The organism is Mycobacteriales bacterium, from assembly GCA_040902655.1.
Taxonomy (GTDB): Bacteria; Actinomycetota; Actinomycetes; order Mycobacteriales; family SCTD01; genus SCTD01.
In genome coordinates this window covers 1,627-28,016 of record JBBDWV010000028.1, presented here as the reverse complement: position 1 = coordinate 28,016, position 26,390 = coordinate 1,627, and the positions used below count along the sequence as shown (strand labels likewise).

Annotated in this window: 20 protein-coding genes; 5 read left to right on the top strand and 15 right to left on the bottom strand. The window is 73.9% G+C overall.

All coding sequences use genetic code 11. The features are described 5' to 3' along the window. Positions 1-49: 49 nt before the first annotated feature. Entirely contained in the window at positions 50-262 is a 213-nt protein-coding gene (locus tag WD794_08675) for a DUF3046 domain-containing protein (GenBank protein MEX2290384.1), read from the bottom strand. Between the two features lie 115 nt (positions 263-377). On the opposite strand from WD794_08675, the gene WD794_08670 reads away from it, so the two are divergent. Both WD794_08670 and WD794_08665 read left to right on the top strand, forming a co-directional pair. Continuing rightward, the gene (locus WD794_08670; protein ID MEX2290383.1) at positions 378-650 is read left to right on the top strand and encodes a GNAT family N-acetyltransferase; all 273 of its coding nucleotides are present in this window, start codon (positions 378-380) and stop codon (positions 648-650) included. Then, a complete protein-coding gene (locus tag WD794_08665; protein ID MEX2290382.1) occupies positions 647-5,296 on the top strand; it encodes an ATP-dependent helicase in 4,650 nt (1,549 codons plus the stop codon). Before WD794_08670 ends, WD794_08665 begins: the two co-directional genes overlap by 4 nt. Positions 5,297-5,453: 157 nt before the next feature. Here the strand turns inward: WD794_08665 and WD794_08660 are convergent, their stop codons facing one another. After that, positions 5,454-8,702 (bottom strand): S8 family serine peptidase, encoded by a 3,249-nt coding sequence (locus tag WD794_08660; protein MEX2290381.1) that lies wholly within the window; start codon positions 8,700-8,702, stop codon positions 5,454-5,456. A 196-nt stretch (positions 8,703-8,898) separates the two neighbouring features. Between WD794_08660 and WD794_08655 the strand changes: the two genes are divergently transcribed. After that, entirely contained in the window at positions 8,899-9,720 is an 822-nt protein-coding gene (locus tag WD794_08655) for a DNA-formamidopyrimidine glycosylase family protein (protein MEX2290380.1), read from the top strand. Here WD794_08655 and WD794_08650 read toward each other — a convergent pair. The 11 genes from WD794_08650 to thyX all read right to left on the bottom strand — a co-directional run bounded on the left by WD794_08650 (position 9,677) and on the right by thyX (position 21,910). Continuing rightward, a complete protein-coding gene (locus WD794_08650; GenBank protein ID MEX2290379.1) occupies positions 9,677-10,456 on the bottom strand; it encodes an aldo/keto reductase in 780 nt (259 codons plus the stop codon). The two genes, WD794_08655 and WD794_08650, sit on opposite strands and share 44 nt — an antisense overlap. Before the next feature lie 61 nt (positions 10,457-10,517). Then, on the bottom strand, positions 10,518-11,237 hold the full coding sequence (locus WD794_08645; GenBank protein ID MEX2290378.1) for a hypothetical protein: 720 nt from the start codon (positions 11,235-11,237) through the stop codon (positions 10,518-10,520). Positions 11,238-11,243: 6 nt separating this feature from the next. Beyond that, complete coding sequence (locus tag WD794_08640) at positions 11,244-12,092, bottom strand: PspA/IM30 family protein (GenBank protein ID MEX2290377.1); 849 nt, start codon at positions 12,090-12,092, stop codon at positions 11,244-11,246. A gap of 56 nt (positions 12,093-12,148) precedes the next feature. Beyond that, a complete protein-coding gene (locus WD794_08635) occupies positions 12,149-12,514 on the bottom strand; it encodes a helix-turn-helix transcriptional regulator (GenBank protein ID MEX2290376.1) in 366 nt (121 codons plus the stop codon). 99 nt (positions 12,515-12,613) lie between these two features. Further along, complete coding sequence (locus WD794_08630) at positions 12,614-13,858, bottom strand: competence/damage-inducible protein A (GenBank protein ID MEX2290375.1); 1,245 nt, start codon at positions 13,856-13,858, stop codon at positions 12,614-12,616. Beyond that, positions 13,855-14,451: a CDP-diacylglycerol--glycerol-3-phosphate 3-phosphatidyltransferase gene (gene pgsA, locus WD794_08625; GenBank protein MEX2290374.1), complete on the bottom strand. Its 597-nt coding sequence runs from the start codon at positions 14,449-14,451 to the stop codon at positions 13,855-13,857. Before pgsA ends, WD794_08630 begins: the two co-directional genes overlap by 4 nt. 14 nt (positions 14,452-14,465) lie before the next feature. After that, entirely contained in the window at positions 14,466-15,884 is a 1,419-nt protein-coding gene (rimO, locus tag WD794_08620; GenBank protein MEX2290373.1) for a 30S ribosomal protein S12 methylthiotransferase RimO, read from the bottom strand. 66 nt (positions 15,885-15,950) lie between these two features. Beyond that, positions 15,951-18,422: a DNA translocase FtsK gene (locus tag WD794_08615; GenBank protein ID MEX2290372.1), complete on the bottom strand. Its 2,472-nt coding sequence runs from the start codon at positions 18,420-18,422 to the stop codon at positions 15,951-15,953. Positions 18,423-18,520: 98 nt separating this feature from the next. Continuing rightward, complete coding sequence (locus tag WD794_08610) at positions 18,521-20,209, bottom strand: ribonuclease J (GenBank protein ID MEX2290371.1); 1,689 nt, start codon at positions 20,207-20,209, stop codon at positions 18,521-18,523. Then, positions 20,206-21,111, bottom strand: a complete 906-nt coding sequence (gene dapA / locus WD794_08605; GenBank protein ID MEX2290370.1) for a 4-hydroxy-tetrahydrodipicolinate synthase — start codon at positions 21,109-21,111, stop codon at positions 20,206-20,208. The genes WD794_08610 and dapA overlap by 4 nt, the downstream gene beginning before the upstream one ends. Positions 21,112-21,157: 46 nt before the next feature. Beyond that, the gene (thyX, locus tag WD794_08600; GenBank protein MEX2290369.1) at positions 21,158-21,910 is read right to left on the bottom strand and encodes an FAD-dependent thymidylate synthase; all 753 of its coding nucleotides are present in this window, start codon (positions 21,908-21,910) and stop codon (positions 21,158-21,160) included. 156 nt (positions 21,911-22,066) lie between these two features. On the opposite strand from thyX, the gene WD794_08595 reads away from it, so the two are divergent. Beyond that, the gene (locus tag WD794_08595; protein MEX2290368.1) at positions 22,067-23,002 is read left to right on the top strand and encodes a DMT family transporter; all 936 of its coding nucleotides are present in this window, start codon (positions 22,067-22,069) and stop codon (positions 23,000-23,002) included. A gap of 48 nt (positions 23,003-23,050) precedes the next feature. Here WD794_08595 and WD794_08590 read toward each other — a convergent pair whose 3' ends face one another. Both WD794_08590 and WD794_08585 read right to left on the bottom strand, forming a co-directional pair. Beyond that, a complete protein-coding gene (locus WD794_08590; GenBank protein ID MEX2290367.1) occupies positions 23,051-24,256 on the bottom strand; it encodes a crosslink repair DNA glycosylase YcaQ family protein in 1,206 nt (401 codons plus the stop codon). A 33-nt stretch (positions 24,257-24,289) separates the two neighbouring features. After that, positions 24,290-25,702 carry an NADP-dependent succinic semialdehyde dehydrogenase gene (locus WD794_08585; protein ID MEX2290366.1) on the bottom strand — a complete coding sequence of 471 codons (1,413 nt, stop codon included), beginning with the start codon at positions 25,700-25,702 and terminating at the stop codon, positions 24,290-24,292. 44 nt (positions 25,703-25,746) lie between these two features. Here WD794_08585 and WD794_08580 point away from each other — a divergent pair, with 44 nt between their 5' ends. Continuing rightward, a complete protein-coding gene (locus WD794_08580; protein ID MEX2290365.1) occupies positions 25,747-26,268 on the top strand; it encodes a GNAT family N-acetyltransferase in 522 nt (173 codons plus the stop codon). Positions 26,269-26,390 lie beyond the last annotated feature (122 nt).

Genomic DNA, 26,390 nt, shown 5'->3' with positions numbered 1-26,390 from the left:
GGCAGACGCTAGCCCGAACGCCCGTTCGAAACCGGGCGACACGCCGGGCTCATCGTTCGGAAGCCGGCGCCTGCGTCGCCTCGCACACCGCCCGCCAGACCGTCTTCGCGTCGTCGCCGTCCGCGAGGGCCCGCTCGACCGTACGGCCGCCGAGCGTCGCGAGGACCTGGTCGGTGGCGTAGGAGCGGGCGTACGACACGCCGAACCGGCTCTCCATCCGCTTCCAGAACTCGCTCAGCCGCACCCGATCCACGATAGGCACCGACCGGACGAGCACCCGGTGCCGACGGACCGTGCTGCTGGCGGGAGTCGCCGGGGTGGAACTCGAGGACGATCCGCACGGCTGAGCACCCGCCCGCCGGGGCAGGGCGCGAGGCATGGACGTCGACGTGGTGCACCTGCCCGAGCGCTCCCGCTTCGAGGCCGAGGTCGAGGGCGCCGTCGCCTTCCTGACCTACGAGCGGACAGGCGGGACGGCGGTCATGACCCACACCGTGGTCCCGCGTCACCTCGAGGGACGCGGCATCGCCGGCCGCATCGTGGAGACCGCCGCCAACTGGGCCCGCGGTGAGGGGCTCAGCATCGAGCCGCAGTGTTCGTACGTCCGCTCCTGGCTCCAGAAGAACGGCCGGTCGACAATGGGGACGTGACCGCGCTCGCCCGCTTCTCCCCCGCGACGCGGGCCTGGTTCCACGACGCCTTCGAGGCGCCCACGCCCGCTCAGGAAGGCGCGTGGGACGCCATCTCCAGCGGCCGGGACACCCTGGTCGTCGCGCCGACCGGCAGCGGTAAGACGCTGTCCGCCTTCCTGTGGTCGCTGGACCGGCTCGCGTCCACCCCGCCTGCGCAGGAGCCGCGGCACCGCTGCCGGGTGCTGTACGTCAGCCCGCTCAAGGCGCTGGCCGTCGACGTCGAACGCAACCTGCGCGCCCCGCTCACCGGCATCCGGCAGGCCGCCCAGCGGCTCGACCTGCCGGTGCCCGACATCACCGTCGGGATCCGCTCCGGTGACACCCCGGCCGAGCAGCGACGCCGGTTCAACAGGGTCCCGCCGGACGTGTTCATCACCACGCCGGAGTCGCTGTTCCTGGTGCTGACCAGCGCTGCCCGGGAATCGCTGCGCGGCGTGCAGACGGTCATCGTCGACGAGGTGCACGCTGTCGCCGGGAGCAAGCGCGGGGCGCACCTCGCGCTGTCGCTGGAACGGCTGGACGAGCTGCTGGACCGGCCGGCGCAGCGCATCGGGCTGTCGGCGACGGTCCGCCCGGTCGACGAGGTCGCGCGCTTCCTCGGCGGCACCCGCGAGGTGGTCGTGGTGCAGCCGCCGAGCAACAAGACCATCGAGGTGCAGATCGTCGTCCCGGTCGAGGACATGAGCGCGCTCGGCGAGAGCACCGGTCCGGTACGCGGAGGCTCGGCGGCCGGCAGCGAGCCGCGCTCCTCGATCTGGCCGGCGCTCGAGGAGCGCATCGTCGACCTGATCGCATCCCACCGGGCGACCATCGTGTTCAGCAACAGCCGCCGGCAGGCCGAGCGGCTCACCAGCCGGCTCAACGAGATCGCGACCGAGCGGACGGAGTCCTTGCGTCATGCTGAGGGGAGCGTCTTGCCGCTCATCGAGCATGACGCAAGGGCTTGTCCCGCAGCACATCCCGGACAGGGCGGGGTCGGCGCAGGCAGCGCGCCATGGGGCAACGGCACGCCCGCAGGCGGGGAGGTCCTCGAGATCGCCCGCGCCCACCACGGGTCGGTGTCGCGTGAGCAGCGGCTGTCGATCGAGGAGGCGCTGAAGTCCGGCCGGCTACCGGCGGTGGTCGCCACGAGCAGTCTCGAGCTCGGCATCGACATGGGCGCGGTCGACCTGGTCGTACAGGTGGAGTCGCCGCCGAGCGTGGCCTCCGGTCTGCAGCGGATCGGCCGCGCCGGCCACCAGGTGGGCGCGATCAGCCGGGGTGTCATCCTGCCGAAGTACCGGGGCGACCTGGTCCAGTGCGCCGTGGTCGCGGAAGGCATGACGGGCGGCGGTATCGAGGCCACCACCTACCCGCGCAACCCGCTGGACGTGCTGGCCCAGCAGATCGTGGCCATGTGCGCGCTGGAGGCCTGGCAGCTCGACGATCTCGCCGCCGTCGTGCGCCGCGCGGCGCCGTTCGCCGCCCTGCCGCAGAGCGCGCTCGAGGCGGTGCTCGACATGCTGTCCGGCCGCTACCCCAGCGACGACTTCGCCGAGCTGCGGCCGCGCATCACCTGGGACCGCGTCACCGGCACCCTCGCCGGGCGGCCCGGTGCGCAGCGGCTGGCGGTCACCTCCGGTGGGACCATTCCCGACCGCGGGATGTTCGGCGTGTTCCTGGTCGGCGACAAGGGCTCCCGCGTCGGCGAGCTCGACGAGGAGATGGTCTACGAGTCGCGGGTCGGCGACATCTTCCTGCTGGGATCCAGCGCGTGGCGGATCGAGGACATCACCCACGACCGGGTCCTCGTCACACCGGCGCCGGGACAGCCGGGGCGGATGCCGTACTGGCACGGCGACGCACCCGGCCGGCCGGTCGAGCTCGGCCGCGCCCTCGGCGCGTTCCTGCGTGAGCTGTCGGCGATGACGCCGGACGAGGCGACGGCGCGGTTGACCGACGCCGGGCTGGACCTGAACGCGACACAGAACCTGCTCGCCTATCTGGCCGAACAACGGGAGGCGACAGGCACGCTGCCCGACGACCGCACGATCCTGGTCGAGCGCTTCCGCGACGAGCTCGGCGACTGGCGGCTGGCGATCCATTCGCCGTTCGGCGCACAGGTCAACCAGCCGTGGGCGCTGGCCCTGGCCGCGCGGCTGCGCGAGAGCTACGGCGTGGACGTGCAGTCGATGCACTCCGACGACGGCATCGTGCTGCGCCTCCCCGAGACCGAGGAGGCTCCGGACGGGTCGGTCGCGGTCTTCGCCCCCGACGACGTCGAGCCGGCCGTGCAGACCGAGGTCGGCGGAAGCGCGCTGTTCGCCAGCCGCTTCCGTGAGTGCGCAGCCCGGGCGCTGCTGCTCCCCCGCCGCAACCCGGCCCGCCGCACCCCGCTGTGGCAGCAGCGGCAGCGGTCGGCCCAGCTGCTCGGCGTGGCGTCGCAGTACGGCAGCTTCCCGGTCGTCCTGGAGACGATGCGGGAGGTTCTCCAGGACGTGTTCGACGTGCCCGGCCTGGTCCAGCTGATGAGGGACGTGGAGGCGCGCAGGGTCCGCCTCGTCGAGGTGGAGACGTCCCAGCCATCGCCGTTCGCCCGCTCGCTGCTGTTCGGCTACCTCGGCGCCTTCATGTACGAGGGGGATGCCCCACTGGCGGAGCGGCGCGCCCAGGCACTCTCGCTCGACAGCGCGTTGCTGGCCGAGCTGCTGGGGCAGGCGGAGCTGCGCGAGCTGATCGACGCCGACGCGCTGGCCGAGGTCGAGACCGAGGTGCAACGACTGGCCGAGGGCCGGCGCGCGAAGGACCACGAGGGCGTCGCGGACCTGCTGCGGATGCTCGGTGACCTCACCACGGCAGAGGTCGAGCAGCGTGGCGGCGAGTCGGGGTGGCTGGTCGAGCTGGAGGGCCAGCGCCGGGCGCTGCGGGTCCGGATCGCCGGTGAGGAGCGCTGGGTCGCGGTCGAGGACGCCGGCCGGCTGCGGGACGCGCTGGGCACGGCTCTGCCGGTCGGGGTGGCTGAGGCGTTTCTCGAGCCGGTGCAGGACCCGGTCGGCGACCTGGTCTCGCGCTTCGCCCGCACGCACGGCCCGTTCTCCCCGGCCGAGGTGGCGGCACGCTTCGGCCTCGGGATCGCCGTGGTGGACGGCGCTCTCGCGCGGCTGGCCGTCAGCGGACGGGTCGTGCACGGCGAGTTCCGTCCAGGTGGCAGCGGCCTGGAGTGGTGCGACACCGAGGTGCTGCGGTCGCTGCGCCGCCGGTCACTGGCCAAGCTGCGCAAGGAGGTCGAACCGGTCCCACCGGAGGCGCTTGCGCGCTTCCTGCCACAGTGGCAGGGCATTTCGGTTTCCAGCGGCCGAGGCACGGACGCGCTGCTCCGGGCGATCGAACAGCTGCAGGGCGCCTCTGTGCCGGCGTCCTCGCTCGAGACGCTGGTGCTCCCCTCCCGCGTCGCCGGCTACACCCCCTCGATGCTCGACGAGCTGACCGCCTCCGGCGAGGTGCTCTGGGCCGGCCAGGGCTCGCTGCCCGGCAACGACGGGTGGGTGTCGCTGCAGCTGGCCGACAGCGCCGACCTGCTGCTCCCGCCGCCGCTGGAGAGGTCGTCCACTCCCCTGCACGACCGGGTGCTGGCCGAGCTCGAGGGCGGCCAGGCGCTGTTCTTCCGGCAGCTGGCCGACCGGGTCGAGTCGCCGGCGGACAGCGAGCTGCAGACCGCGCTGTGGGACCTGGTCTGGGCCGGCCACCTCACCAATGACACCCTCGGCCCGCTGCGCGCGCTGCTCGGCACAGGCCGTACGGCCCACAGCTCCAAGCGCGCGCCGGTCCGCCAGCGGTCCCGCTACGGCCGGTCGGTCCTGCCCACCCGTACCGGTCCGCCGACGGTGGCCGGACGGTGGTCGCGGCGCCCGGACCGCGACGTCGACACGACGCGTCGTACGCACGCGCTGGCCGTGGCGCTGCTCGACCGGCACGGCATCGTCACCCGGGGCGCGGTCATGGCCGAGCGCGCGCCGGGCGGCTTCGCCGCCGTCTACGCCGTGCTCAAGGCGCTCGAGGAGGCCGGCCGGGTCCGCCGCGGCTACTTCGTCGAGGGGTTGGGCGCCGCCCAGTTCGCCGCACCGGGAGCCGTGGACCGGATGCGGGCGCTGGCCGCCGCGCAGCCGGCCGGCGACGAGCCGCCGTGGGAGACGCCGGTACCCGGCGGCCGGGGCAGCTCCGCGTACGCAACGCAGCAGCGCCGGCGCCGGGACGAGGCGCGGGCGGTGGTGCTGGCGGCCACCGATCCGGCGAACCCATACGGCGGCGCGCTGCCCTGGCCGGAGCGGGAGGCCGAGGGCGGGCACCGGCCGGCCCGCAAGGCCGGGGCGCTGGTGGTGCTCGTCGACGGCGCGCTGGTGCTCTACGTCGAGCGCGGCGGCAGGACGCTACTCAGCTTCCGCGACGACGACGGCTGCCTCGGACCCGCCGTCGACGCGCTCGCGCTGGCCGTACGCGAGGGCGCCCTCGGTCGGCTCACCGTGACCAAGGCCGACGGCGAGGCGGCGCTGACCTCCCCGCTGGGGCTGGCGCTGGAGGCCGCCGGGTTCCGCCCGACCCCGCGGGGGCTGCGCCTGCGCGCGTGATCGGCAGCTCCACCCCGCGCACCCCCTCCGGTGACGCACCGCGCGAGCCCGCCGGTGATCCACGGGGAGTTTGACGCGGCATCGGCCCGGGATTCCACCTCAAAGCTCGCGTGGATCATGGAGGGGGTCGTGTGGATCACCGGAGGGGGCGCACCCCTCAGCGCCGCTTCAGGATCCTCGACCCGGCCGGCGAAGGCAGCCCGTCACGGACCGCCCGGACGTAGACCCGCGAGCCGACGCCGACGTCCGGCAGCTGGACGCTCCAGGACCCCGTGGCCGCGTCCAGCATCGCGTGGACGGGCCGGGCGAACGTCGGGTCGCCGACGGACACCTGCACGTGCTCGACGCTGGGGTGGAAGCCGGCGGCCTGCGGGTCGGCGCCCAGATCCGGGAAGGCCACCGCCCCGCCGGCCACCACCGGCCGACCGCGCGTGCCGCCGGTGAGCTGGTCGATGGTCGCGCCGAACTCCAGCCCGGTCCTGGGCAGCTTCGCCGGGGTGACGGTGAGCTGCGAGGCGTGCGCACCCTCGTAGCCGTAGGCCCAGGTCCGGACGCCGAGGTGCTCGGCCTGGAAGGTCAGCTGCTCCCCCGCGACGGCCGGCCGGTCGGTGGTGAAGGTCATCTCGAACTTCGTCCAGCACTGCTCACCGAGCGCCTCGCAGACCGCGGCGTCGGCGGTCGGCCGGGTGGGCTGCAGCCCGCCGGACCCCCGCCCGATCTCGCGGTCGGTCGCGACGAGCACGCCGGTGACCTCCGCCGCCGCCTGCTCGGTGGCGAGGTAGACGGTCGCGGTGACCTTCGAGCCGGCGGGCAGCGGCGCGTCGAGCATGTCCGCAGCGGCCCAGATGCCAATCGGGCGGTACGCCGCGGCCACCGAGGTGATGCGGCTGCCGTAGCAGGGCTCGCGATCACCCGTGGCGTCGGTCCGCGTCATGTACTCGCTGTCCGAGGCCGCGCAGGGACCGTCGGCACCGGCGCCGGGCTTCGCGCCGCCGAGCTCGCTGGTCCGGTGCAGCTGGTAGGTGAAACCCTCCGTCGGCGCCGGTTGGACGAAGCGCGCCCGGTTCCGGTCGTAGGCGGTGAGCCCGGGAGCCGCCGGGGCGGTCGTCGGCTCGCCGGTGCCGTCGAAGCGCTCGTCCGTGGTGTAGCCGGTGCTGCAGGCGTCGGGCTTGCCGTCGCCGTCGCGGTCGAAGTCGCCGTAGACGTCGTAGCGCTGCTCGCACACCTCACGGAAGAAGGCGTCCTCCTCGCTCCGGTCGGGCAGGCCCTGCTCCCCCAGCAACACGGCCAGCGCCCGGGTCGCGCTGTTCGGGGTCGCCGCGCCGTAGCCCTCGAAGGCGTACCGCGACTGGGTGCCGGTGTAGGTGGCCGGGAACGGGAACCGGCTCTGCGCGCCGGGCTCCTCGAGCGCCTGGGTGGTCTTGAGCACCACGCCGCGCAGCTCCTCGCGGGTCAGCTTGCCGTCGGCGAGGAACGTGCTGCCGCCGACCGCCGCGCCCTGGGCCACGACCTGCTTGCCCTTCTGCCCGGGCGCGCCGTCACCGAGCCGGTCGCGCACCTCGGTCAGCACGCTGCCGAAGACGCCGGCGGTGTACGGCGTGGCCGCCGAGGTCCCGCCGAACGCGCACTGGCCGACGATCGTCGTACGGCAGGCGGACGGCAGGTTGCCGTCGCCCCAGGCGGAGACGTCGGCGGGGATGCCGTCGCCGACGATGGCGCCCTGGTTGTCGCGGCGCAGCGCGCCGACGGTGACGTTCCAGTCCGGGCCGGTCTGGTCCGAGCCGTAGGTCACGATCGGCACGTCGAAGGCGTTGCCGACGCCGTTGCCGGCGGCGAACAGCGTCGTCTGCCCGCGCTCGGCGGCCTTCTTGGTGACGTCGTCGCCGACCAGCGGGCCGATCGGGAGGCCGCCGATGTAGCCGAAGCTGTTGGAGCTGATGTCGACCCAGTCGAAGCCGGCGACGACGCTCTCGTCGAGCGCCTCGACGTGCACCAGCAGGCAGGTCGGGCAGTAGCCGTAGCGGTTGCCGGCCGACACCGACGACGAGCCGGTGCCGTGGCCGTTGTCGTCCAGGATCGGGTGGGTGTCCGCGCCGCTGGTCGCACCGGTGGAGCCACCGGCGTCGTACGCGCCGATGATCTTTGTGCCGGGGATCCAGTACAGCTGCCCGGGCGAGATGACCCGGTTGCCGTCGAACAGGAACTCGTCACGCTCGGGCAAGTAGCCGGCGTCGGTGCTGACCGGCAGCGCCCGGGCGTCCTTCGGGTAACCGGGGAGATACTCCGACGGGTGCCGGGTGAAGTTGCGGGTCAACTCCAGCACCTCGGGGTCGGGGTAGGCCCCGGCGGAGAACTCGGCGTGGTAGGGGTTGATGCCGCTGTCGGCGATCCCGATCACGGTGATCGGGACCTGCTGCTCGCGGACCTGCTCGGCCGTGCCGACGAAGACCGACGTGGTGCGCTGGCGCTCCAGGCCGGTGCTGTCCTTGGCGCGGAAGGTCACCAGGTGGCGGCCGGCCGGCAGCGACGGCCGGACGGTGGTCCCGGACAGGTCGGTCACGCCGTCCTGGTCGAGGTCCCAGCCGGCGGTGACCCGCCCGGTGCCGCCCGTCAGAGTCGCCGCCAGCTGCTGCTTCGCGCCGTCCACGAAGCGGTACGGGCCGCCGGCGTCGACGACCGGTCGCGGGTCACCGCCGGCCACCGTCGTGACGGAGGCCGTCATCGTCAGCGCCGGATCACCCGTGGTGGCCCAACGGGTCGCGAGCACGGTCCAGGTGCCCCCGACCGGGGAGGCGACCTCTGCCTCCTCGAAGTCCGGCGGGGCGTTGCCGCTGGAGGCAGCTTCCTCGCCGGTCGGGTCACGCAGCACCAGGTCGTAGTCGTTGGCCGGGTTGGCCCACTTCAGCGCGACCCGCAGCGACGACAGGCCGGCCGGCACGACCAGCGGGAACTCCCGGCTGGAACCGGTGGCGAACGTCCCGGGCGTGGGATCGGCCACCGTCTGGCTCGCCAGCTCGGTCCGCTCGCCGGCGGCCTCGGCGACGACCACGGTGACGGTGTCGGTGGCCTTCCGGCCCGAGGAGTCCCGCACGGCGAGCGTGACGGTGTGCCGGCCCGGCTCGACCTTCGTCGTGTCGAGCGCGGCGGCCGGCTGGTCGCCGATACGGAGCGTGCCGGCGTCGGCCGTCCAGGCGTAGGAGTAGCCGCCGGCCCCGCCGTAGCCGTTGCCGAGCAGCGTGACGACCTCCCCGGCCTGCACGAAGGCGCTGTCACCGGCGTCGGCGACCAGCGGCGCCGGGGCTGCCCGGCCGGCCGGCTTGGCCGGGTGCGCGACGGCCGGCACGGTGAGCGCCGCGGCGAGCAGCGAGGCTGCCACCACCATGAGCAGGACGGGGCGTCGGGACATGCAGGGAGGTCCTTCCACAACGTGCGGCGCGCGAGCCGCGCACCCGGTGGTGTTCGACGCGGGACCCCCGACCTCCTGCTGCTGTGGCGTCGGCGGTCCCGGTGACCGGTCGAGGAGACTCCCGGAAAGCTCGCCCGGGCCTGCTCCGGCTCCGGGGCGCGGCAGGGGCGGCAGGATGGGCCGATGAGATCCGCACGTGCCTGAGGGCGACACCGTCTGGCTCGCGGCGAAGCGGCTGCACGAGGCGCTCGCCGGGCAGCGGCTCACGCGCAGCGACTTCCGGGTCCCGTCACTGGCGACGGTGGACCTGGCGGGCCGGACGGTGCTCGCGGTGGTGCCCCGGGGCAAGCACCTGCTCACCCGGCTGTCCGGCGGGCTGACGCTGCACACCCACTTCCGGATGGACGGGTCCTGGCACCTCTACCGGCCGGGCGACCGGTGGACCGGCGGGCCGGCCTGGCAGGTGCGCGTGGTCCTCGAGACCGCCGACCGGCAGGCGGTCGGTTACCGGCTGCCGGTCGTCGAGCTGGTGACCGACGAGAGCGCCGCGGTGGGGCACCTCGGCCCGGACCTGCTCGCCGAGGACTGGGACCTCGAGGAGGCGCTGCACCGGCTCAGAGCCGACCCGGCGCGTGAGGTGGGGCTGGCGCTGCTGGACCAGCGCAACCTGGCCGGGCTCGGCAACCTCTACCGCACAGAGGTGCTCTTCCTGCGCGGCCTGACGCCGTGGGTGGCCGTCGGGGACGTGCCCGACCTGCCCGGGCTGGTGGAGAAGGGCCGCCGGCTGATGCTGGCCAACCGCGAGCACTGGGAGCAGTCCACGACCGGCTCGCTGCGGGGCGGTGAGCAGCACTGGGTGTTCGAACGGGCCGGTCGTCCGTGCCGGCGCTGCGGCACCCGCGTCCTGTCGGCGGAGCAGGGCGAGCCGCCCGCCGCACGGCTGACCTACTGGTGCCCGCGCTGCCAGCTGGGCCCTATCGGCCCAGAGCGTCCAGCGCGGCCAGGTCCTCGGGGCTGAGCGAGAAGCCGTCGAGGTCGGCGTTGGACCGGATCCGCTCCGGGGTGGACGACTTCGGGATCGTGACCACGCCGTGCTGCAGGTGCCAGCGGTTGACGACCTGCGCCGGGGTCCGCCCCAGCCGCGCGGCGGTGCCGGTGACGACGGGGTGCTCCAGGGTGCCGCCCTTGAGGCCGCTGTAGCCCTCCAGGACGACGCCCCGCTCGCGGTGGCCGTTCTCGACGGCCTGGTCGTACAGCAGTGGGCTCCACTTGACCTGGTTCACGGCCGGCAGCACCCCCGTCGCCTGCTCCAGCTCGTCCAGCTGCTCCAGGCTGAAGTTGCTGACACCCACGTCCGTGGCGAGCCCGTGCTCACGAGCGTGCAGGAAGTGCTCCCACAGCGGCACCGGCGCCGCAGGCGGCCAGTGGACGAGCCACAGGTCCACCGCGTCCAGGCCGAGCGCCTCCAGCGACTGCTCCAGCACGACCCGCGCCTCGGTGGCCCTGTCCGGCGGGCACTTCGTGGTCACGAAGACCTCCTCGCGGGGCACTCCCGACGAGCGCAGCCCCGCGCCCACCTCCCGCTCGTTGCCGTAGATCGTGGCGGTGTCCAGGTGCCGGTAGCCCGCCTCCAACGCCTGCTCGACCGACTGCTGAGCGGCCGGGCCCTCGAGCCGCCAGGTCCCGAAGCCCAGCAGCGGGATGGCGCCGCCGGACGGGAGCGACGCGGACAGGGCGGGGACGGCAGGAGTCATCCCGCGTCCCTGCCCGGCAGCCGGCGGACGGAAAACGTCCGCGCACTTCCGGCGCGCCGGGTCAGGACACCTCGCGCAGGCCCTGCGCCAGCCCGTGCAGCCGGTCGGCGGCCTCCTGGAGCCGGCTGGTCGCGAGCGGGTCCGCGCTGGCGGCGACCAGGTCGGCGACCGCGGTCACCAGCCGTTCCTGGCAGCCCACGCCCTCCTCGAGGGCACGCAGCAGCGCCGGGTCGGCGCCGCGGTGCGGCTCGACGGCGGCCAGCCGCACCGCCTGCCAGCGCAGCGCGGTGTCGGCCTCGGCCGCGGCCTGCCACGCCTCCTCGGCGGCCTCCCGACCGGCGGGCGAGACGAGCGGCACCAGCCGGCGCAGCTCCTCGCGGACGACCTCCAGCCGGCGGACGAAGGGGAACGCCACACTCCCCACCGCCGGCGGCAGCGGTACGGGCGCAGCGGGGGCCGTGGCCGCCGGCAGCGCCCGGAACAGCAGCGGCTCCGGGCTGTACAGGATGCTGAAGGACCGCGCGGCGGCCAGACCGGAGAAGAACGCGACGCCGCCCACGAGCGCCTGCGGCCCCCCGTCGAGCGCAATGCTGGCCAGCCCGAGCACCGCGAAGGCGGCCGCCTGCTTCGGCAGCGCAGCGCGGGCCTTGTCCCGCCGGCGCTCGCGCCGCTGCGCGGCCCGGGCGAGGGCCGCCTCGGTGCGAGCCTGCGCCCGCGAGGCGACCCGCGCACGACGCGACAGCCGCCAGGCCAGCTGCCGGTCGCCGGCTCCCGGGAGCACGGCGCTCTAGGGGGCCTTGTCGGGGTCGGCCTCGGTGGCCGGTGCGATGCTGGGCGTCCCGCTGTCGGCCGGTGCGGCGGTGGGCGTCCCGCTGGTCAGCGACGGGGAGGCGGCCGGCGGGGCGCTGAGCTGGTGACCGGCCATGCTGGCGCGGATCTGGTCCAGCCGTGAGGCACCCGCCATCTCCAGCGAGGAGGTCTGCACCTCGCGCATCCGCCCTTCGACGCTGTTCTGGGCGAGCTCGGCGGTGCCGAGGGCCTTGGCGTAGCGCGCCTCGATCTTGTCGCGCACCTCGTTGAGGTTCGGCGTGCTGCCCGGCGCGGACAGCTCCGACATCGAGGACAGGCTGGCCGAGACCTGCTCCTGCATCTTGGCCTGCTCGAGCTGGGTGAGCAGCTGGCTGCGCTCGGCCAGCTTCTGCTGGACGTGCTGGGCGTTCTGCTCGACGGCCGTCTTGGCCTGCTCCGCGGCCCGCAGCGCCTGGTCGTGCAGGCTCTTCAGGTCCTCCATCGACTGCTCCCCGGCGACCAGCTGGGTGGCGAAGGTGTTGGCGGTCTGCTCGTACTGCTGTGCCTTGGCCTCGTCGCCCGCGGCGCGGGACTGGTCGGCCAGCACGAGCGCCTGGCGCGCGGAGCCCTGCAGCTTCTCGACCTCGCTCATCTGGCGGGCCAGCTTCATCTCCAGCTGGCGCTGGTTGCCGATGACGGCCGCCGCCTGCTGTGTCAGCTGCTGATGCGACCGCTGGGCCTCCTCGATCGCCTGCTGGATCTGGATCTTGGGATCGCTGTACTCGTCCAGCTTCCCGGACAGCAGCGCCATCAGGTACTTCCAGCCCTTGACGAAGGGGTTGGCCATCTCGGTGCTCCTGTTCGCTCGTACTACCTGGTGCGCAGTCTGGCAGCCCGGCCGCCTCAGGCAGCGGCGACCACGTCGTGCACCGCGGGCACGCCGGCGCGCCGCGGCACGGGCGGGCCGTGCGCACCGACCGGCTCCAGCGCCGGCAGCCGGGCGGGGAGGGTCTGCGGGCCGGGCGCCGGCTCGGGCTCCAGCACCGACAGGCTCTCGCTGACCTCGCGCAGGACATCGGACAGCCGGACGCCCAGCGCACGGCAGATGCTGGCCAGCAGCTCCGAGGAGGCCTCCTTCTGTCCGCGCTCGACCTCCGAGAGGTAGCCCAGGCTGACCCGCGCCGCCGAGGAGACCTCGCGCAGGGTGCGCTCCTGGCTCAGTCGACTGGTGCGCAGGGCCTCGCCCAGCAGGGTGCGGAGCACCGCCACGTTCCCACCTCCTCGTCCGCCGCCACGTTACTCGCCGCCGTCCTGCCCAGCGAGAGCTGTGCGGATGCGCCTGCGTCCGCTGCCAGCGTAAGAACCCGCTCAGCCGCCGCCGGATTCCGCCGGGAGCGCCCGCCGCAGCAGGTCCAGGGCGGCGGTCACCGCCAGCAGCCGGACCCTGGACCGGTCCCCCGGCACGCGCAGCGAGCGGATCGTCGTGCCGGCCGGCCCGGACAGGCCGACGTGCAGCGTCCCGGCCGGCTGCCCCTCCTGCAGGTCCGGCCCGGCCACGCCGGTGAGCCCCAGGCCGTACGTCGCACCGAGCCGCGCGCGGACACCGTCGGCCAGGGCGGCGGCGGTCGGCGAGGAGACCGCGCCGTGCGCGGCGAGCACCTGCTCCGGCACACCGGCCAGGCTCACCTTGAGGTCGCTCGCATAGACCTGCACCCCGCCGCGGAAGACCGCGCTGCTGCCGGGGATCTCCGTCACGGCCGCGCCCAGCAGCCCGGCGGTCAGCGATTCGGCCACGGCCAGGGTGGCGCCGGCCGCCGCGAGCCGCCGGACGACGACCGCCGCGAGGTTGTCGGCGTCGTGGCCGAACACGCTGTCACCCAGGACCTCGCGGGCGGCCTCCACCAGCGGGTGCAGGACCCGGTCGGCCTCCGCCGCACCGGCCGCAGCCGTCGTCAGGCGGACCCGCACGATGCCGCCTGCGGCGAGGTAGGCCAGCGCGACTCCGGCGGGCACGGGAACGGCCGCATCGACCAGACCGGCGACGGCGCTCTCGCCGAGCCCGGCGCAGTGCAACGTCCGGGTCAGCACCACCTGGCCGCTGCGGGCGGCGATCTCGGCGAGCACCCCGCCACTCATGACCGCGGCCAGCTCGTGCGGCGGGCCGGGCAGGGCGAAGACCAGCCGGTCCCCCAGCTCCACCCGCAGCCCGGGGGCGGTGCCGACCGGGTTCTCCAGCGCGGTCGCGCCCCGCGGCAGGTCGGCCTGCTGCAGGGCCGCGTCCGGCAGGTCGTAGCCGTAGGCCGCGAACTGACCCCGCAGCCGCTCCTCGAGGTGGGCCTGCCGATCCAGCGGCACGCCCGCGACCTCGGCGACCGCGTGCCGGGTGAGGTCGTCGACGGTCGGCCCCAGGCCGCCGGTGACGACCACGACGTCGGCGTCCTCGAGGGCCCGTCGTACCGCCGTGACGATGCGGGTCGCGTCGTCCCCGACCATCGAGGAGTGCACGACGGGCGCACCGACGGCGGCCAGCTCGGCACCGAGCCAGGCCGCGTTGCCGTTGACGATGTCGCCGAGCAGCAGCTCGTCACCCACCGCGACGACGGCAGACCTCACGCGCGGCGTCGCCGCTTCGTCTCGGCCCGCTCGGAGGTGGCCCGCAGCACCAGGGCCCGGACCACGATCTCGACGCCGGTGACGACGGTCAGCAGCACCGCAACCGCCATCAGGACGCCGGCCCCGGTGTGCAGGACACCGCTCAGCGGCAGCAGGTAGAGCGTGAGAGCCACGCCCTGGAGCGCCGTCTTGAGCTTGCCGCCGCGGCCGGAAGGCAGGACGCCGTGGCGCAGCACGACCAGCCGCAGCAGCGTCACGCCGATCTCCCGCACGAGGACCAGCACCGTCACCCACCACGGCAGCTCGCCGAGCAGCGACAGCCCGATCAGCGCCGCACCGATCAGCGCCTTGTCGGCGATCGGGTCCATCAGCTTGCCGAAGGAGGTGACCAGCCCACGGCTGCGGGCGATCTGGCCGTCGATGCGGTCGGTCAGCGCAGCGAGGACGAAGACCGCGGCGGCAATCAGCCGTAACCCGGCGTCCTGACCGCCGCGCGCGAACAGCACGGCGAGGAAGACCGGGACGAGCAGCAGGCGCAGGACGGTGAGGTAGTTCGCCAGGTTCCACGGGCTGACCGGCGCGGCGGCCGCCACGGGATCAGGGCCGATCACGCCAGCGCGGGGCTGTGCAGCTCGGCCAGCTCGGCGACCAGATCGACGCCCTCGCTGCGGGCGACCCGGACGCGCACGAGGTCGCCCACGGCCAACCGGTCAAGGCCCGGACCGGTCAGCGTCGTCGCGCCGTCCACCTCCGGCGCCTGGCCGGCGGTGCGGCCCTCGACGACGCCGTCGCCGACGGACTCCACGAGCACCTCGACCACCTCCCCCACGCGCTCCTCCGCCCGCTGGCTGGTCAGCTCCTCGACCAGGCGGGTCAGCCGGGTGACGCGGGCATCGATGACCTCCTGCGGCAGGTGGTCCGGCAGCGACTCGGCCTCGGTGCCGTCCTCGTCGGAGTAGCCGAAGACGCCGACCGCATCGAGCCGGGCCGCGACCAGGAACCGCTCGAGCTCCGCGACGTCGTCCTCGGTCTCGCCGGGAAAGCCGACGATGACGTTGCTGCGGACGGCGGCGGCCGGGTCGCCGGCCCGGATCTGCTCCAGCAGCGCCAGGAACGTCTCGGTGCTGCCGAAGCGGCGCATCCGGCGCAGCACCGACGGCGAGGCGTGCTGGAAGCTCATGTCGAAGTACGGCGCGACGCCCGGCGTGCCGGTCAGCACCTCGACCAGACCCGGCCGCATCTCCGCCGGCTGCAGGTAGGACAGCCGCACCCGCTCGACGCCGTCCAGCGCCGCCAGCTCGGGGAGCAGCGTCTCGAGCAGCCGCAGGTCACCGAGATCCTTGCCGTAGGACGTGGAGTTCTCGCTCACCAGCACGAGCTCGCGGACGCCGTGCCCGGCCAGCCAGCGCGCCTCGGCGAGCACGTCGGAGGGCCGCCGGGAGACGAACGAGCCGCGAAAGCTCGGGATGGCGCAGAACGCGCAGCGGCGGTCGCAGCCGGAGGCCAGCTTCAGCGGCGCGACCGGGCTGTCGTCCAGCCGGCGGCGCAGGACGGTCGGCCCGCCCGCGTGGCCGGGCAGGCCGATGTCGATCACCCCCGGCTCGACGGCCCTCGCCCGCTCGACCGGGCTGATCGGCAGCAGCGTGCGGCGGTCGCCGGGGGTGTGGCTGGCGACGGCCTCCCCGCGCAGGACCGCCCCGAGCGAATCGGGCAGCGCCGTGTAGGCGTCGAAGCCCAGCACCGCATCCGCCTCGGGCAGCTGTTCGGCGAGCTGTTCGCCGTACCGCTCGGCCAGACAGCCGACGGCGACGACCTTCGCCCCGGTGTCGGAGGCGGCGAGCAGCGTGTCGATCGAGTCCTTCTTGGCACTCTCGACGAAGCCGCAGGTGTTGACCACGACGACGTCCGGGGCCTGGTCGGACAGCTCCCACCCGGCCGCGTCGAGCCGGCCGGCCAGCTCCTCGGAGTCGACCTCGTTACGGGCGCAGCCCAGCGTCACCAGCGAGACGCGGCGCGGAGCGGTCATCCGGCGAGTCTACGGCCGGGCTGCTGCCGCTGACCCGGCCGGATCGGCACAGCACCCGCCGCGGGCTCAGACCTCGACCGGGTCGCCGCCGCGCAGCACGACGAGCACGCTGTCCAGCTCGTCCGGACGGATCAGCACGTCGCGCGCCTTGCTGCCCTCGGACGGCCCGACGATGCCGCGGCTCTCCATCAGGTCCATCAGCCGCCCCGCCTTGGCGAAGCCGACCCGCAGCTTGCGCTGCAGCATCGAGGTGGAGCCGAACTGCGTGGTGACCACCAGCTCCACCGCCTGGCAGAGCACGTCGAGGTCGTCGCCGATCTCCTCGTCGACCTCGCGCCTGCTCTCGGGGGTCGCGACGACGTCCTCGCGGAAGGCCGGCTGGCGCTGCTCCTTGCAGTGCCGCACGACCGCCGCGACCTCGGCGTCGGTGACCAGCGCCCCCTGGATCCGCATCGGCTTGCTGGCGCCCATCGGCAGGAACAGGCTGTCGCCCTTGCCGATCAGCTTCTCCGCACCGGGCTGGTCGAGGATGACCTTGGAGTCGGTGCCGCTGGAGGTCGCGAAGGCCAGCCGCGAGGGGACGTTGGCCTTGATCAGGCCGGTGACGACGTCGACGCTGGGCCGCTGGGTGGCGATGACCAGGTGGATGCCGGCGGCGCGGGCCAGCTGGGTGATGCGCACGATCGAGTCCTCGACGTCGCGCGGCGCCACCATCATCAGGTCGGCCAGCTCGTCGATGATCACCATGAGGTAGGGGTACGGCTGGTAGACCCGCTCGCTGCCCGGCGGCGCCACGAGCTCACCTGCGCGTACGGCCCGGTTGAAGTCGTCGACGTGCCGGAAGCCGGAGGCGGCCAGATCGTCGTAGCGCATGTCCATCTCGCGCACGACCCACTGCAGCGCCTCCGCTGCCTTCTTGGGGTTGGTGATGATCGGCGTGATGAGGTGCGGGATTCCTTCGTACGCCGTCAGCTCGACCCGCTTGGGGTCGACCAGCACCATGCGGACCTCGTCGGGGGTGGCGCGGGTCAGCACGCTGACGAGCAGCGAGTTGATGCAGACCGACTTGCCGGCGCCGGTCGCACCGGCGATGAGGATGTGCGGGGTCTTGGCGATGTTGGCGCAGACGTAACCGCCCTCGATGTCCTTGCCGAGCGCGACGAGCATCGGATGGTGGTCGCTGGTGGCGACGTTGCTGCGCAGGATGTCGCCGAGGCTGACGTTCTCCCGGTCTGTGTTGGGGATCTCGATGCCGACCGCGCTCTTGCCCGGGATCGGCGACAGGATCCGCACGTCCGGGGACTTCACGGCGTAGGCGATGTTGCGGGACAGCTGGATGATCCGCTCGACCTTGACCGCCGGGCCCAGCTCGACCTCGTAGCGGGTGACGGTGGGGCCGCGGCTGAAGCCGGTGACCCGCGCGTCGACCTGGAAGTCCTCGAGCACACCGGTGAGGGCGGCGATGACCTCGTCGTTGACCGCGCTGCGCTTCTTCGGCGGCGTCCCGGCGGCCAGGATGTCCGGCGGCGGCAGCTGGTAGCCGCCCTCGAGGGGGGCCAGCTGCAGCTGCTCGGCGGTCGTGGGCAGCGGGGCGAACGGCCGCGGACCAGGGGCGGCCTCCGGAGCCGGCTCGGGATCAGGCGCGAGCGCCACCGGCTCGACGACGACGGGCGAGGCGTCCTCGGGGTTGCCCTGCTCGGCCAGCGAGCCGACCCGGCGGCGCGGTCCTCTGCGGCGCAGCGGCTCCAGCGGCGGGGACGGCTCTGCTGCGGCCGGATCCTGCGCCGGGCTGCGGCGCAGGAGGGTGTCCCGAAGCGCCTTCAGCCCCTCGGGAACCTGGTGCAGCGGCGTGGCCGTCACGACGAGCAGCCCGAAGAGGGAGAGCAACGTGAGCAGGGGCACCGCGAGCCAGCCGGTGAGGCCCTGCTGCAACGGATCGCCCAGCAGGAAGCCGACCAGGCCGCCCTTCTCGTCACCGGGGGCGCCGTCCCGGACGACGTGCAGGATGCCGAGGGCGCCGAGCGCCAGGGCGGCCCAGCCGATGGCCAGCCGGCCCCGCCCGCCCCGGCTCTGCGGGTGCCGCAGAACCCGCCAGGCGCCGAGCGCGAGCAGCACGGGCAGCAGCAGCGCACCCTTGCCGAGGAACACGGTGAGCAGCTCGTCGACGCTCTCCCCGGCACCCCCGGCGTGCCACCAGGCGCCACCCGCGGCGACCAGTGCGCCGGCCAGCAGCAGCAGGCCGAGCCCGTCGCGCCGGTGCGCCGGGTCGATCTCGCGGGCGCCGGTGCCGGCGGCGCGGCTGACGCCGCCGACGGCGTGTGCGCTCAGCGTGAACAGGCCGACGACGAGCCGGAAGGCAGCGCGGACCAGCAGGCCGATGCCGTACGCGGTGCGCGCGACCAGCCCCGGGCCGCGCCTGGCCGGCGGCCGGCGCTGCTGCGCGGGCTTGCGGGCCGGCGCCGCGCGGCCGGGCGCCTTGCGCGCCGCCGGCCTGCTCCCGGTGCGCGGGCGGGTCTGCGTGGACGAGCGGCTGGCCATGGCGGGACGCTACCGCCCGCTACCACCCGTCACACCTGTCACAGGTCCTGACACGCCGGAGCGGCCGAGGATCGGCGCGGTCGCAGCAGCCTGTTCCGTCAGACCTCGATGACGACCGGGACGATCATCGGGCGCCGCCGGTAGGTGTCGCTGACCCAGCGGCCGACGATCCGGCGGACGCTCTGCGCGATCTCGTGCGCGTCGGCCACGCCCTCGCCGGCGGAGCGGTCCAGCTCGTCCTCGATCAGCGCGCGCACCGGATCGAAGGCCGCCCGGTCGTCGGTGAAGCCGCGCGCGGAGATGTCCGGACCGCCGGCGATCTTGCCGGTGACGCTGTCGACCGCGAGCGTCACCGAGATGAAGCCCTCGTCGCCGAGGATGCGGCGGTCCTTGAGCGTGCTCTCGCCGACGTCGCCGACCTCGAGACCGTCGACGTAGACGTAGCCGCACGGCACGGCGCCCACGATGGAGGCCTTGCCGTCCACGAGGTCGACCACGACCCCGTCCTCGGCCAGCACGATGCGCTCCTCGGGGACGCCCGTCAGCCGGGCCAGCTCGGCGTGCGCCCGCAGGTGACGCCACTCACCGTGCACCGGCATGAGGTTGCTGGGCTTGGTGGCGTTCAGCAGGTAGAGCAGCTCGCCGGCGGGGGCGTGCCCGGAGACGTGCACCTTGGCCACGCCCTTGTGCACCACGCGGGCGCCCCAGCGGGACAGCCCGTTGATGACCCGGTAGACGGCGTTCTCGTTGCCGGGGATCAGCGACGAGGCGAGCACGACGGTGTCGGCGGCCGCGATCCGGATCTGGTGGTGGCTGCGGTTGGCCATCCGGGACAGCGCCGACAGCGGCTCGCCCTGCGACCCGGTGGAGACCAGCACGACCTTGCTCGCCGGCAGGTGCTCGACGTCCTTCAGGTCGATCATCAGGCCGGGCGGTACCCGCAGGTAGCCCAGGTCGCGGGCGACACCCATGTTGCGCACCATCGAGCGGCCGACGAAGGCGACCGACCGACCGTGCGCGGCGGCGGCGTCGAGCACCTGCTGGACGCGGTGCACGTGCGAGGCGAAGCAGGCCACGATGACCCGGCCCGACGAGGTGCGCATCACCTCGTCGACCACCGGGCCGATCTCCCGTTCGGGGGTGACGAAGCCGGGCACCTCGGCGTTCGTCGAGTCCGACAGCAGCAGGTCCACACCCTCGCGGCCGAGCCGCGCGAAACCGCCGAGGTCGGTCAACCGGCCGTCCAGCGGCAGCTGGTCCATCTTGAAGTCACCGGTGTGCAGGACCAGCCCGGCCCCGGTGCGGATCGCGACGGCGAGCCCGTCGGGGATCGAATGGTTGACCGCGAAGAACTCGAGCCCGAACGGCCCCAGGGTCACCGTCTGCTCCTCGGCAACCGGCCGCAGCACCGGCTCGATGCGGTGCTCGCGCAGCTTCGCGGCCAGCAGCGCCAGCGTGAAGCGGCTGCCCAAGATCGGCAGGTCGCGACGCTCCCGCAACAGGTAGGGCACCGCGCCGAGGTGGTCCTCGTGCCCGTGCGTCAGGACGACCGCCTCGACGTCGTCCAGCCGGTCCCGGATGTAGGAGAAGTCCGGCAGGATCAGGTCGATGCCCGGCTGGTCCACCTCGGGGAACAGCACACCGCAGTCGACGATCAGCAACCGCCCGGCGTGCTCGAAGACGGTCATGTTGCGGCCGATCTCGCCGAGGCCGCCGAGGGCGACGACCCGCAGCGCGCCGGCCGGCATCGTCGGCGGAGGCCCGAGCTCGGGGTGCGGGTGGCTCATGCGGCCTGCGCCGTCAGCGCGATGCCGGCGAGGGCGAAGTCGCACTCCAGCGCCGCCAGCTGCTCGTCGGTCGCATCGACGAGGGGCAACCGGACCGGCCCGCCCGGCAGTCCCCGCCGCCGCAGGCCCGCCTTGACCAGGATCGTGCCCTGGGTGCGGAAGATGCCGGAGTAGGCCGGCAGCAGCGTCCTGTGCTGAGCCCGGGCGCCGTCGACGTCGCCGGCCAGGAAGGCGTCGACCAGCCGGCGCGTGCCACCGGCGGTGAAGTGCGTACTGGTGCCGACGACGCCGGCCGCGCCGACCGCGAGCAGCGGCAGCACCCACGGGTCATGCCCGCAGTAGTAGGCCAGGTCGGTCTCCCGCAGCACCCAGGAGGTGGCCTCGAGGTCCAGCTTGGCGTCCTTGAGCGCCACGATCTGCGGATGGGCCGCCAGTTGGACGATCGTGGACGTCTCCAGCGCCATGGCACTGCGACCGGGAATGTCGTACAGCATCACCGGCAGGTCGCCGGCGCCCGCGACGGCCTGCATGTGGGCGACGATGCCTGCCTGGGGAGGCCTGTTGTAGTAGGGCGTGACGAGCAACAGGCCGCTGGCACCGGCCTTCCCGGCCGCCCGGGCCAGCTCGACGGAGTGCCGCGTGTCGGCGGTACCGACGCCCGCGAGGACGGCTGCGCGGTCACCGACCGCGTCGACGACCGCCCGCAGCAGATCGCTCTTCTCGGCATCGCTGGTCGTCGGCGACTCGCCGGTCGTCCCGGACACGACGAGCCCCTCGTTGCCCGCGTCGACGAGATGGCGGGCCAGGTCGGCGGCCCCGCCGAGGTCGAGCGCGCCGTCCGCCGTGAACGGCGTGACCATGGCCGTCAGCACCCGACCGAAAGGTGCGAAAGGCAGCGTCATGCGGTCAGGTTACCCACCAGCCGCCGCCCGGCTTCCCGTCCGGGACCTAGCCCTCGCCGACCAGCGGACTGGAGGCGACCTCGGTGCCGTCGGGCAGCGAGGTGATCTCGAAGTCGGCGAAGGCGTTCGGTGCCACCCGCTGCAGCTCGCGCAACATGGCGATGGCCAGCTCACGGATCTCCACGTCGGCGTGTTCGCTCGCCCGCATCGCGACGAAGTGCCGCATCGCCCGGTAGTTGCCGGTCACCACGATGCGGGTCTCGGTGGCGTTGGGCAGCACCGCCCGCGCCGCCTGCCGGGCCTGCTTGCGCCGGCTGGTGAGGTTCTCGACGTCGGCGAACTTCTTCTCCAGCCCCTCGAGCAGCTTGGTGTACGACGCGAGGGCCTGCTCGCTGGCCTCCTCGAACATCGCGTGCAGCTCGGGGTCCTCCGCGATGACCGCCGGCTCCACCATCGCGGCGTCCCGCTCGGGGACGTAGCGCTGGGACAGCTGGCTGTAGCTGAAGTGCCGGTGCCGGATCAGCTCGTGCGTCAGCGAACGGGAGATGCCGGTGAGGTAGAAGGTCACGCTGCCGTGCTCGAGCACCGACAGGTGGCCCACCTCGAGGATGTGCCGCAGGTAGCCAGAGTTGGTCGCCGTGGCCGGATTGGGTTTGTTCCACGACTGGTAGCAGGCCCGCCCGGCGAACTCGGCGAGCGCCTGCCCCCCGTCGACGTCGGTCTCCCACGGCACGCCGGCCGGCGGCTCGAAGTGGGTGTAGCCGATGACCTGGACCGACAGCGGGGCGAGCTCGGGCACGTCTTCTCCGTACGACGAGGCCCTCGGTGGCGGGGGAAGCCGGGCCGGGAGTCAGGCTAGCCGCCGGTGCGCCCGTGCGGGTCCCGACCCGCCGGGGCCGCCCGTCCCGCCGCCCAGCGGCCCGGGATGTGCCGCTCGTGTGGTGACATCGACCGCGTGCCGACGACCGCCCGCGTCCGCCGTCGCACCTCCTCCTCGACGCTGGCCGCCGTCGGCCTGCTGGGGGTGACGGCGGCCTGGGGTTCCACCTTCTTCCTGATCAAGGACGTCGTCGAGCGGGTGCCGGTCAGCGACTTCCTGGCTGCACGCTTCGCGCTGGCCACGCTCGCCGTCTGGTTGCTCGCACCCCGCTCGGTCGCCCGGCTGACCCCGGTCCAGCGCCGCTCCGGCGTGCTGCTCGGCCTGGTCTACGGGCTCGCCCAGCTGCTGCAGACGGTCGGCCTGCAGACGACCGCGGCGTCCGTCTCCGGCTTCGTCACCGGCATGTACGTCGTGTTCACGCCGCTGCTCGGCGCGGTGCTGCTGCGGGCCCGGATCGGGCGCATCGTGTGGGTGGCGGTCGCCCTGGCCACGGCAGGGCTCGCGGCGCTCTCCCTGCAGGGTCTCGCCATCGGGAGCGGAGAGGCGCTGACCCTGGCCTCGGCCGTGCTGTACGCCGCGCACATCGTCGGGCTGGGCGTGTGGAGCACCGGCAACAACGCCCTGGGCCTGACGGTGGTGCAGCTGCTGACCATCACGGCGGTGTGCGGGGTGACCGCCGCTCCCGGCGGGATCGTGCTGCCGCAGACCGGCGCCGACTGGTCCGCGCTGGTCTTCATGGCGCTGCTGGCCGGCGCGCTCGCCCTGGTCGTCCAGACCTGGGCGCAGGCGCACCTGGCCGCGACCCGAGCCGCGATCATCATGACGATGGAGCCGGTGTGGGCGGCGCTGTTCGCCGTGCTGTTCGGCGGCGAGCGGCTCGGCCCGCGGGTGGTCGTCGGTGGCGCGCTCGTCCTCGGCGCGATGTACCTGGTCGAGCTGGGCCCGCGCCGGCCCGGCGACCAGGACGTCGCCGAGGAGGTCGGGGGCGTCACCCACGTCGGTCCCGTCTAGCTCCAGGAAAGGCCGGGCCGTCCGCAGCACGCTGCGGGCGGCCCGCCGTCATCTGCAGGCGGCGGCGAGCGCCGGCGCGAGGTCACCCAGCGGCTCGACGACGACGTCCGTCAGGCCCTGCCAGCAGGCCGCTTCGCGCAGCTCTGCGGCCAGCGCCTCCGCGGTGTCCGCGGCATCGCTGCCCGGCTCGAGCCACGACGCGAGGACCCGCAGGACGCCGGCCCTGCGGTCGGACTTGAGATCGACCCGCGCGCGCAGTGCCTCGTCGTGCAGGAACGGCAGGACGTAGTAGCCGTGCACCCGCTTCGGCGCGGGCACGTAGATCTCGATCCGGTAGTCGAAGCCGAACAGCCGGGAGGTGCGGCTGCGCTCCCAGACCAGCGGGTCGAACGGCGACAGCAGGGCCGAGGCGCGCACCCGGCGCGGCACCCGGCTGCCGGGCCACAAGTAGGCCGGGCCGCGCCACCCCTCGACCTGCACCGCGAGCAGCTCGCCCGCCTCGACCAGCGAGCGCACCGCCGCCGCGGCCTCGTCGACCCGGAGCCGGAAGTAGTCGCGCAGGTCGCGCCCGGTCGCGACGCCGTGCGCCCGGGCGGCGATCCGTACCAGCTCGCGCTGCGCCTCCTCCCGCGGCGGCGTGGGCGCGGCCAGCACCCGCGGCGGCAGCACCCGCTCCGGCACGTCGTAGACCCGCTCGAACCCGCGCCGGGTCGACGTCGTGACCCGGCCGGCCCAGAACAAATGCTCCAGGGCAACTTTCGTCAACGACCAGTCCCACCAAGGGCCGGTCGGGCGCTCGCCCTCGTGCAGCTCGCCGGCGGTCGCGGGCCCCTCCTCGACGATGCGCTGGAGCACGTGCGCGACGAAGTCCGGCCGCTCCCGCAGGATCCGCACCGTGCGGCCCCAGCCCTCCTCCCCGGCGGCGGCGCGCTCCATCCGCCAGCGCAGCAGCCGATGGGTGTCCACCGGCAGCAGCGACGCCTCGTGCCCCCAGTACTCGAACAGGTCGCGGTGGACGTACGCCGCGCGCGCCAGCAGCTCGCGGTCGTACGGGCCGAGCCGGCTGAACAGTGGCAGGTGGTGGGCCCGCTCGAAGACGTTGACGCTGTCGATCTGCAGCAGCCCGGTGCGGCCGACGACGCGCCTGAGGTGCCGGCGGTCGACGCCTCCGGCCGGGCGCGGGTCGGCGAAGCCCTGCGCCGCCAGCGCGATGCGCCGCGCGGTGAGCAGCGACAACGACGCAGCGGGCGGCACGCCGGCATCGTGCCGCAGCCGAGGCGCTGAGCCCTACTCGGGCCGGGCGCTGCCGGTGTCGACGGAGGACGACTCGCCCACCCAGACCGTCTTGGCGTTGCAGAACTCGCGGATCCCGAGGTCGGACAGCTCCCGGCCGAAGCCGGAGGCCTTGACGCCGCCGAACGGCAGCTGCGGGTAGGAGGCGGTCATCCCGTTGATGAACACCATGCCGGCCTCCAGGTCGCGGGCGAACCGCTCCTGCTCCTGCGCGTCGTTGGTCCAGGCGTTGCTGCCCAGCCCGAACTCGGTGTCGTTGGCCAGCTCCAGCGCCTCGTCGATCCCGCCGACGACATGCAGCTGGGCGACCGGCCCGAAGACCTCCTCGCGGAACATCCGCATGTCCGGCCTGACGCCGGTCAGCAGCGTCGGGGGATAGAACCAGCCGGGCCGGTCCGGGACGTCGCCGCCGAGAGCGACGGTCGCGCCCTTGCTCACGGCGTCCTCCACCAGCTCGACCACGTCGGCGCGGCCCTGCTCGGTCGCGAGCGGGCCGACGTCGGTGCCGTCGTCCATCGGGTCGCCGACGACCAGCTTCGACAGCGCCTGGGCGAACAGCTCCTGGAAGCGCTCCGCGACCTCGGCATGCACGATGAAGCGCTTGGCCGCGATGCAGCTCTGCCCGTTGTTCTGGCAGCGCGCGGTGGCGGCCACCTCAGCCGCCTTCTCCAGGTCGGCCGACGGCATGACGACGAACGGGTCGCTGCCGCCGAGCTCGAGCACCGTCGGCTTCAGCGCGTCGCCGGAGATGCTCGCCACCGAGCGACCGGCGGGGGTGCTGCCGGTGAGGGTGGCCGCCACCACCCGCTCGTCCCGGATCACCTGCTCGACCTTGTCGCTGCCGATGAGCAGCGTCTGGAAGACGTCGTCGGGAAAGCCCGCCCGCCGGAACAGCTGCTCCATCCACAGCGCAGTCTGCGGGACGTTGCTGGCATGCTTGAGCAGCCCGACGTTGCCGGCCATCAGCGCCGGGGCCGCGAAGCGCATCGCCTGCCACATCGGGAAGTTCCAGGGCATCACCGCGAGGACCGGACCGAGCGGCTGCCACCGGACGTACGCCCGTGTCGCCTTGACCGTCTCCGGGTCGACCGGCGCGTCGGCGAGCATCCGGGCGGCGGAGTCGGCGTAGTACCGACAGGCGGCCGCGCACTTGCCGATCTCGGCCTTGGCGGCCTTGACGGTCTTGCCCATCTCGGTCGTCATCAGCTCGGCCAGCGCGTCGGCGTCGGTGTCCAGCACATCGGCGGCGTTGCGCATCCAGCCGGCGCGCTGGTCGTACGACGTGCGGCGGTAGGCGGCGAAGGCAGCAGCGGCGCGGGCCAGCCGGTCCTCGAGCTCGGCGTCCGTCAGCGGCGCGAACGTCTGCAGCGTCTTGCCGGTCGTGGGGTTGATGGTCGCGATCGCCATGCTGCTCCTCCGGGTGGTCGTCCTGCCGACCCTAGGCTTGCGGCGTGGCCGACGTCAGCGTGCGCCCCGCCCGACCCGAGGACGCCGAGCGGGTCGCGCGGGTCCAGCTCAGCACCTGGCGCACCGCGTACGGCGACCTGCTGCCGGCCGAGGCGCTCGACGTGCCCGAGGTGCAGGCGGCGGCCCTGTGGCTCGGTGCGGTGGAGTCGCCGCCCTCGCCCCGCCACCGGCTGCTGGTGGCCATGGAGCGCGACGAGCTGGTCGGCTTCGCGGCCAGTGGGCCTGATCCAGAGCTGGATGGCACGACCGTCGAGCTGATGACGCTGCTGGTCGAGCCGCGCTGGGGCCGGCGCGGGCACGGCTCGCGGCTGGTCGCGGCCAGCGTCGAGCACTGGCGCGGCGACAGTTTCACCCGCGCGGTCGCCTGGGCGTGGGAGCGCGACCCCGCGACGCGCTCGTTCCTGGCCAGCTCCGGCTGGGAGCCGGACGGCATGGTCCGCGGGCTGGACACCGGGCCGCGCGTGCAGCGCCAGCTGCGCTTCCACACCGACCTGCGGGAGGAGTGAGCCACGTAGGTCGGCCCCGACGAGAAACTCTTTCGCCGCAGCCGCTTTCGGCTTCTGATTTTGTCGGTGGACGGACGTACGTTTCTTGCTGTGAGAGACCTGCTGTTCCCCGCCTCGGGCGC